Origin of the sequence: Mycobacterium persicum, assembly GCF_002086675.1 — a bacterium.
GTDB lineage: Bacteria > Actinomycetota > Actinomycetes > Mycobacteriales > Mycobacteriaceae > Mycobacterium > Mycobacterium persicum.
The window spans coordinates 1-7,946 of record NZ_MVIF01000156.1 but is presented as its reverse complement, the minus strand read 5'-3'; the positions used below and the strand labels follow the sequence as shown (position 1 = coordinate 7,946).

The 7,946-nt window shown below is 58.9% G+C and carries 2 protein-coding genes and 1 pseudogene; 2 read left to right on the top strand and 1 reads right to left on the bottom strand.

The features are described 5' to 3' along the window. Window positions 1–741 precede the first annotated feature (741 nt). A pseudogene (locus BST40_RS26635) lies at window positions 742–2,872 on the top strand (Rv1355c family protein). Between the two features lie 17 nt (window positions 2,873–2,889). Next, window positions 2,890–4,893 (top strand): bifunctional diguanylate cyclase/phosphodiesterase, encoded by a 2,004-nt coding sequence (locus tag BST40_RS26630; protein ID WP_082275698.1) that lies wholly within the window; start codon window positions 2,890–2,892, stop codon window positions 4,891–4,893. Between the two features lie 304 nt (window positions 4,894–5,197). On the opposite strand, the gene BST40_RS26625 is transcribed toward BST40_RS26630, so the two are convergent. Beyond that, window positions 5,198–7,903 (bottom strand): helix-turn-helix transcriptional regulator, encoded by a 2,706-nt coding sequence (locus BST40_RS26625; protein ID WP_208618936.1) that lies wholly within the window; start codon window positions 7,901–7,903, stop codon window positions 5,198–5,200. Window positions 7,904–7,946 lie beyond the last annotated feature (43 nt).

Below are 7,946 nucleotides of genomic sequence, written 5' to 3'. Positions count from 1 at the left end.
GAACCACCATATTTCGCGGGCATTCCTACGTGAGGCATCGACTAATTTTCGCGGGCATATTGACGTGAGGCATCACGGGCACCCTCGCTCTTAGACCGGAACCGACCCGTCCTGAATATGTCGATGGGAAAAATGCGCACTTTGGCTGATGTTCCTCACGCCGAGTCTTGGTCAGCTGTAGAGGGCTTTTGGTTCTCGCGGTGGGTGCGTGGCCGCGAGTCCGTCGATAGTGAGGGAAACTGTGAGCATGACCGCAGCCGAGGTGGCAGCTGGCGAAGGCCTGGGCTGTGCACCTGCCAATACCGTGCGGTCTTGCGAGGCCGAGCGCGGGAAGGCCTCCACGAAGGCCTGTGTGCCACAACTCGCGGTCATGATGTCAGGCACGCATGAGCGGGACGATCAAAGCTGGCTAAGCAAGTCCTTTGAGGGCGCTTATCGTGCAACACGACCTGACATCGCCGGATGGCCGTCGGGGTTCGGTCCTAACTGCCGCAACTCGCTGCACACCAAGACCTGCAACCGGTGGCCATACATGCGGTGTGGCTTCCAGCTCGAAGTCATGATTCAACGATTGTTTTGTGACGAATCAGGCGACAGCGGGACTGGCCAGTCAATTCCGCGAGCCGGGGTGCGCTGGTTGGGTGCCCCTTATCCGATCGCGGCGCATTCGATAGCTGATGATCGTGGCACGGCCCGACTAATGCGGCCGCTCCGTCGGGGCGCAACCTTGGGACCCCTTCGGTGAGCAATGAGCCCGATGCGGGCCGGCCCGCGCGGGTCCTGGTCTCCGACGACCCCGCTGATGTCGCAGTGCTAGAGCGACTTCGTGCCGACCCTACCGTCGAATTTGTTGACCATCTTGGCCGGCAACTGCAGGAATTGTCGAGCTTGCGACCAAAGCCGGATCCGGAGCTGTTCGCCGAGCCGAGCCGATGGGTGCATTACCCGTGGCGACGGGCCGTCGTGGCGGTACTGGGCCCGCGCGCGTTTCGCACCCTGCGGTTGGATCGCAACCGCAATGGGATTACTACCGAAGAGCAGGCTCAGTTGGGTGCACTGCGCATCGGGGTGGCTGGGCTAAGTGTGGGGCATGTGATCGCTTATACGCTTGCCGCCCAAGGCCCATGCGGGCAACTTCGTTTGGCGGATTTCGATTGTCTGGAGCTGTCTAACCACCTCAACAGGGTGCCCGCCACGGTGTTCGACCTTGGAACCAATAAGGCGGAGGTAGCTGCGCGCCGCATCGCCGAGCTAGATCCCTATCTGACATTGCGCGTGTTTGACGCTGGCCTCACCCCCAGACACCGTTGAAGAATTCCTAGAGGGCCTGGATATCGTTGTGGAGGAATGCGATTCGCTCGAGATCAAGACCTGTTTACGTGAGAGCGCCCGCAGCCGTGGCATCCCGGTGTTGATGTCCACCAGTGACCGCGGCCTAGTCGATATCGAGCGGTTCGACTTGGAGCCGCAACGCCCAATATTGCACGGCTTGCTCGGTGACCTTGATGTCCGATCGCTTGCTGCGATGAGCAGCCGTGAGAAGATTCCGTACATCCTGCGATTGCTGGAAGCCAAATGCCTGTCGTCCCGTAACGCGGCTTCATTAGTTGAGATCGATCACACGCTGTCGACCTGGCCCCAGCTGGCCGGAGAAGTGGCACTGGGAGCTTCGGCCCTGGCCGAAGCGGTGCGCCGAATCGGTCTCGGCGAGCAGCTGCATTCGGGTCGCACTCGGATCGACATCGGCGCAGCGCTCAACCAACTCACCGAGCCAGACCAGCCCAGGCACCATGCCGTGAGGCCGAAGCGTGTACAACACCCGGTGGCCGGGGTTGCTGATGTCATCGGCGCTGCCGCGATGCGCGCGCCTTCAGGCGGTAACCAACAGCCCTGGCGCATCGAAGCTCGCTCCGATGCCCTGGTGATTGACGTCGCGCCGGAACACACGGTCAGCCTCGACGTCGGTTACCGCGCCAGCGCCGTCGCGGTAGGGGCAGCGTTGTTCAACGCCAAGGTTGCAGCCGCTGCCTATGGTGTCCTCGGGCCGACGAACTTGGCTGAAAACAGAGGCGGCACGCCGCTGCGGGCTACCTTGACTCTAGGTACCGGACAAGATCCCGGACTGGCTGCCATTTATGAACCCATGCTCGCCCGCGAGACCAACCGCCACCACGGCGAACCGACACCGATCCCGGTCGAAACGATCGACGTGCTTAGGGAAGCGGCGGCCGCCGAAGGCGCGCATGTGCATTTGTTGACCACACGGGACGATATCGCTCGTGCGGCCGCCATCCTAGCTGCTGCTGACCGTATCCGTTTTCTGACGCCACGGCTGCACGCGGAAATGATGTCGGAGCTGCGCTGGCCGGGAGATCCGTTTCCGGACACTGGTATCGAGGTGTGCAGCCTCGAAATGGCTCGCGATCAGCTTGTCGAGTTGGACCTGCTGCGTCGTACGGATGTGATGGAGCTCTTGGCCCAGTGGAGCGCCGGCACTGCGCTGGGCCAAGACACTCACCGTCGCGTCACAGCCAGTTCTGCACTCGCCGTGGTTTTGGTCGCTGGGCGTACGTTGACCGACTATGCTCGCGGCGGATCGACGGTTGAGGCAGTATGGATCGCCGCAAACCGTTACCTGCTTGGCGTGCAGCCGATTTCGCCGGCATTTATCTACACCCATGAAGCGAGCGAGCTGCACGCATTGTCTGCCCAGTTCGCTGATGAGTTGGGCAAGCTACGCAGCGACTTTCACAGTTTGTTCCCCGTCTCGGCCCAAGACTCCATCGCACTGGTGCTCCGATTAACGACCGCCCGGTCCACCTCGGTGCGGAGCCGCCGCAGTCTTGATCGCATCCGAGTGGTGTCGGTGTGAGCGGCTGGATTACGACCATGAGCCGTTCCCTAGACGAGCTTGTCACTGCGGTGGCCTCGGAGCTCATGGTGGCTACGGTGACCACCGCGGATTTGATTAGTAAACGGGTGCTAGCCGACTTGGTAAATCACTTCGGCGTCGATGCAGGCTTTCTTCGTCACAACGATCACAACATTCGTGCGACGAGGCTGGTCGCGGAGTGGCCGCAACGCGATTATGTGCCCGATCCCGATCCGATCGGCGTCGTGTATTTCGATGACGCAGATCCGATTTTTGCCCTGTGCGAGCACGCCAAAGACCCGCTCGTGTTGCATCCCGAACGGGCCAATGTGGACTACCAGCGTCGCATCCAGCAAGGCACTGCCGTGCCGGCCGTTTCCCTGGCGTGCGTACCGTTGCTCTCCGGAGAGGTCACTACCGGCGTCCTCGGCTTCGTCAAGTACGGTGACCGGCGATGGCATGCGGACGAGTTGTACGCACTTCAAGCGATTGCAACTCTTTTCGCGCAGTTGCAGGCACGCCTCATTGCCGAAGAACGATTGCAGGCCCGTATCGTTGCCGAAGAACAATTGCGATACTTGGCGGACCATGATGATTTAACCGGGTTGTTGAACCGACGAGCTCTAACCGCTCATCTCAATAATCGGCTGGCAAGCGGTCAGCCCGGCCCGGTGTCGTTGCTCTTCCTCGATCTCGATCGGCTCAAACTGGTTAACGACTATCTCGGTCACGCCGCTGGTGATCAACTGATCAAGGTCCTTGCCCACCGGCTGCGCGAGGCAACCCAAGATTCGGCGTGCGTGGGCCGTTTTGGTGGAGACGAGTTCGTAGTGGTGCCGGCCGAGCCGATGTCGATCGATGCTGCCGAGTTGTTCGCACATCGCCTGCAGACGCAGCTGAAAAAACAAGTGGTGATTGATGGCGAGGCGCTCACCCGCACTGTGAGCATCGGCGTTGCCAGCGGTCTCCCGGGACACGACACCGCATCAGAGCTGCTGCGCAGGGCCGATCAGTCGGCGCTATCGGCGAAAAGCGTTGGCGGCGGTAAGGTTGTCGTTCTCAACCACGAGGTAAGAACACAACATGCACTGCAAACGGACGTTGAATTGCACTTGGCAGGGATGATCGATACTGACCTGGTGCTGCATTACCTTCCCGAGATAGACATGCGCAACGGCAAGATTCTGGGCGCTGAGGCGCTTGTCCGCTGGCAACACCCGACGCGGGGCTTGTTGTTGCCTGACTCATTCATCAAGGTAGCCGAATCCATCAATCTTGCAGGCAAGCTGGGCCGAATGGTGATGCGCTTGGCGTGCGCAGAATTCCGTCGATGGCGGTCGGCCGGTTTGGGCGTTGATGCGTTATTGCGCATCAACGTCTCGCCAGTGCAACTGGTAGCCGGAGGATTTGTTGACACGGTGGCCAGCACGCTGGATCAGTTCAACCTCGACGCCAACCTGATCTGCCTGGAAATCACTGAAAGTGCGGTGGTCCAAGACCTCGAGGCCACTCGCAAGACACTTTGCGGGCTAAAAGAGATCGGAGTCCATCTCGCCATCGACGACTTCGGCACCGGCTACAGCGTGCTCACCCATCTGAAATCCCTGCCGGTTGACACGATCAAGATTGACAAGGGGTTCGTAGCCGAACTCGGTAGCAACAGAAGTGATCTGGTGATCGTGAGGGCAATCATGGCATTAGCAAAGGAATTTGGACTCGAAGTGGTCGCTGAAGGCGTTGAGACCGCCTCTGCGGCGGAGATATTGCTGGACTTAGGCTGTCATCGCGCACAGGGATTTCTGTTCTCGCGCCCCGTCGACGGTGCGACGATGGAATCGCTGCTGGCCGAAGGCATCGCCCCGAAGCGCCTCCCACTAGTCACAACTGCCACGTCCAACAGAGACGAGCTCGGGCAGTCACAGACTCAAGATCCTAATGCCGAACAGCCCCAAGCAGGTTCATACACGATCGGTGTGCTCGGCCGGTCTCACATGGCAGCTAGTTGCGTCCAGAAAGTGTAGGCTCTTCCGACCTGATATGGTCTGGTGGATTTCGTTGAGCCGCCCTGGGTTTCGTGCACACCTTCTATTGGCACGATACCAAGCAAGATACGAACCGGAGCGTAAAGGTGTATAGCGGTCCTGTTGGTTGGGAGCATCCCGAAGATTTACGACTGTGAGGTTTAACTGGTGCCAACCGCGCGAGCGGGGCTGAACGATGCAGCCGCGGCAAGACAACCGACACGGTAGATGTCGAGTCGGCCGCCCGCACTGTCCTGAACAAACCTGCTGCCCCTAGCGGTTTGACGAAGATGGGGCATGATGATCAGCGGTGGCGCGCGGCTTGTTGGGTGAGTTGTACCCGTGACGTGATGTTAAGCTTGCCGTAAATCTTGGTCAGATGTGTTTGCACAGTGCGCGGCGAAAGGAAGAGCTTTTTCGCGATTTCCTTGTTGGTCATTCCTTTGGTAACCAAATTGACGACATTGTGTTCAGCTGGGGTCAAAGATGCCCATCCGGTCGCAGGCCGTGTACGTTTACCCCGGCCACGCTGTGCGTAAGCGATCGCTTCGTCGATCGACATTGCGTTGCCTTCGGTCCAGGCGGAATCGAACTCCTGGCCACCAATCGCCGAACGCAGCCGGGCAACCAAGGCCTGATAGTCGCCGTCCCAGACCTTGAAGCGGACTTCTCCGGTATGTTCCCGTTGGGCTGCCGAAGCGCCCAGAAGACGCACCGCTTCATGGTGACTACCTGCCTCCCCGCCTAAGTGGGCCAACACCTCCAACAGATCGGGCATCCCCAAGTAGGCCTGCAATTTGACACCGCAATTCACCGCGGCATGGGCGTCATCGCGGGCCTGGCCGAGTCTTTCCTGCGCGATCGCGATGTGAGCGCGTGTTTTCAGTGCCATCATGAGATGCCACCCGCTAGTGGAATTTACAGCCTGGTCGGCCAGCCGTTGCGCAGTTGCGACATCGCCTTGTATCAAGGCCAACTGCGCCGCGACTGCATGGTGGACAGGCAATTGGCGTTCAGGTGCGAGATGTTCAACGGTGAGGTTGTACGCCTCGATGGCGCCGATATCGCCTGCGGCCAAGGCCGCGTATGCCACTACTGAATAAGCGCAATCCTCAAAGACTTTGCCTAACTCACTTACGGATTTCACACAAGCATCGGCCGCTACCAGGGCCGCTGCGCCGTCTTTGTGAGCCGACAACCACGCTTGCAGGTACAAACCTAGCGATTGGGTAACAATGTCGGTGGCGTCCTCGGCTTCGATGGTAACCTCACAGCATCGCTCAAGTGCGTCGGCCAGGTAACCTTCCCAGGCATACGCCGCGCAAGCCCATAAACGACATTGCCGCGCAACGAATCGATCCCCGATAGCGTCCGCAAGTTCGAAGGCTTGATCACTCGCTCCTCGCAATTCTGTCGGATCGCCCGCAATGCAGGCGGAGGCCAACCGCCAGTAACGAATTCGGTTCAATGACCACCTATCGCCGATCGTCCTCGCGACCTCCATGGCTTCGCCGAAGTACTCTTGAGCCGCGATCGGGTCGTAACCACTGCACCATCCGCAGGCGACGAGCGCCCGAGTCAATACAGCCGGATCACCCACTTCACGCGCTAGCGCCAGCGCTTGATGTGCCTGCGAGAGTACGGTCGGCGCGCCAACTGCAGTCGATGCCAACAACGTACTGAGCAAGACTCTGTCGGCAAGTGCCCGCGCCCAGACTCCGGGTCTTATTTCAGACTGAATGTCGTATTCGGCTCCAAGAATCGAATCCAGCCAGGCCAAACCTTCGTGCTGGCGGCCACGTCCGAGCCATACCGGCTGCAATAAGGAAGCGAGACTTAATGCGACTGAAATGTGCCCCTCTTTACGGTTCCACATGAACGCCGCACGAAAATTTTCCAGCTCGGTCTCAGCCACCTCGACAAACAACGGACCCCCATTGCTCGCTGGCGTCTCCAGGCTTGCAGCCAACTGCGTGTAATAATCCGCGTGCCGTTTCCATACTCCGACCTCACCGGATTCGACGAGCTTTTCCGCCGCGTATTCACGAACTGATTCCAATAGACAATATCGTGCTTGACGTTGAACCTTTTCGACCGCCACCAACGATTTGTCGACAAGCATCGTGAGTTGATCAAGCACCGCAAAGGGCTCGCGGCCGTCTCCAGCAACCGCCACCACCGCGGCCAAGTCGAACGTGCTTGGAAACACTGCGAGCCGGCGAAAAACAACTTGCTCGCTCTCAGACAATAGATTGTGTGACCAATCCATCGAACCGCGCAAAGTCTGCTGGCGTGGTATCGCGGTTAGGCCTCCGGTCAACAGCCGAAATCGGTCGTCTAAACTATCGGCGATCTGGGTCAACGACAAAGACCGAACTCGCGCTGCTGCCAATTCGATTGCCAACGGAATGCCATCGAGCCTGTGACAAATCTCGGAGATTGTGCGAAGCTTCTGATCAGTGACTTCGAACGTTGGTTGAACCAGGCGTGCCCGCTCGACAAACAGTTGAATCGCCTCGTCGGCAACCGAAAGCGACGGCAAGCACCAGACAATCTCACCCGCCACCCCGAGCGATTCACGACTAGTCGCCAGAATTGTCAAGCCCGGGCACACAGTTAGCAGTGAAACTACCAATTCTCTGCATGCGGTCACAAGATGCTCGCAATTGTCCAATACCATAAGCATCCTGCGCTCGCCAATGAAACGACTAAGGGTGTTCATCATCGTGCGATTCGGCTGGTCCATCAAACCGAGTGCGTGCGCCGCGATCGTTGGTACAACTGTTGGATCGGCGACTGGGGCCAGATCCACAATCCAGGTACCGTCGGGATATTCAAGCATCCTCGAAATTTCGATGGCCAGCCGGGTCTTTCCGACCCCGCCTGGACCGTTCACGGTAACGAGTCGGCAGGTAGCCAGAAGCTCGCGCAGCTCTTGGATTTGCTGACATCGCCCAATAAAACTGGTGATGTAGAAACTATTGCACTCCAAATTCAACTTCTTCTCCAAGTTTCTCTAACGTGAAAACGCTGGGATTGAAGATGATCGACGA

What these genes read in the sequence shown, in the direction of transcription:
- BST40_RS26630 (WP_082275698.1), top strand. Translation starts at nt 2,890, where the DNA reads ATGAGCCGTTCCCTAGACGAGCTTGTCACTGCGGTGGCCTCGGAGCTC.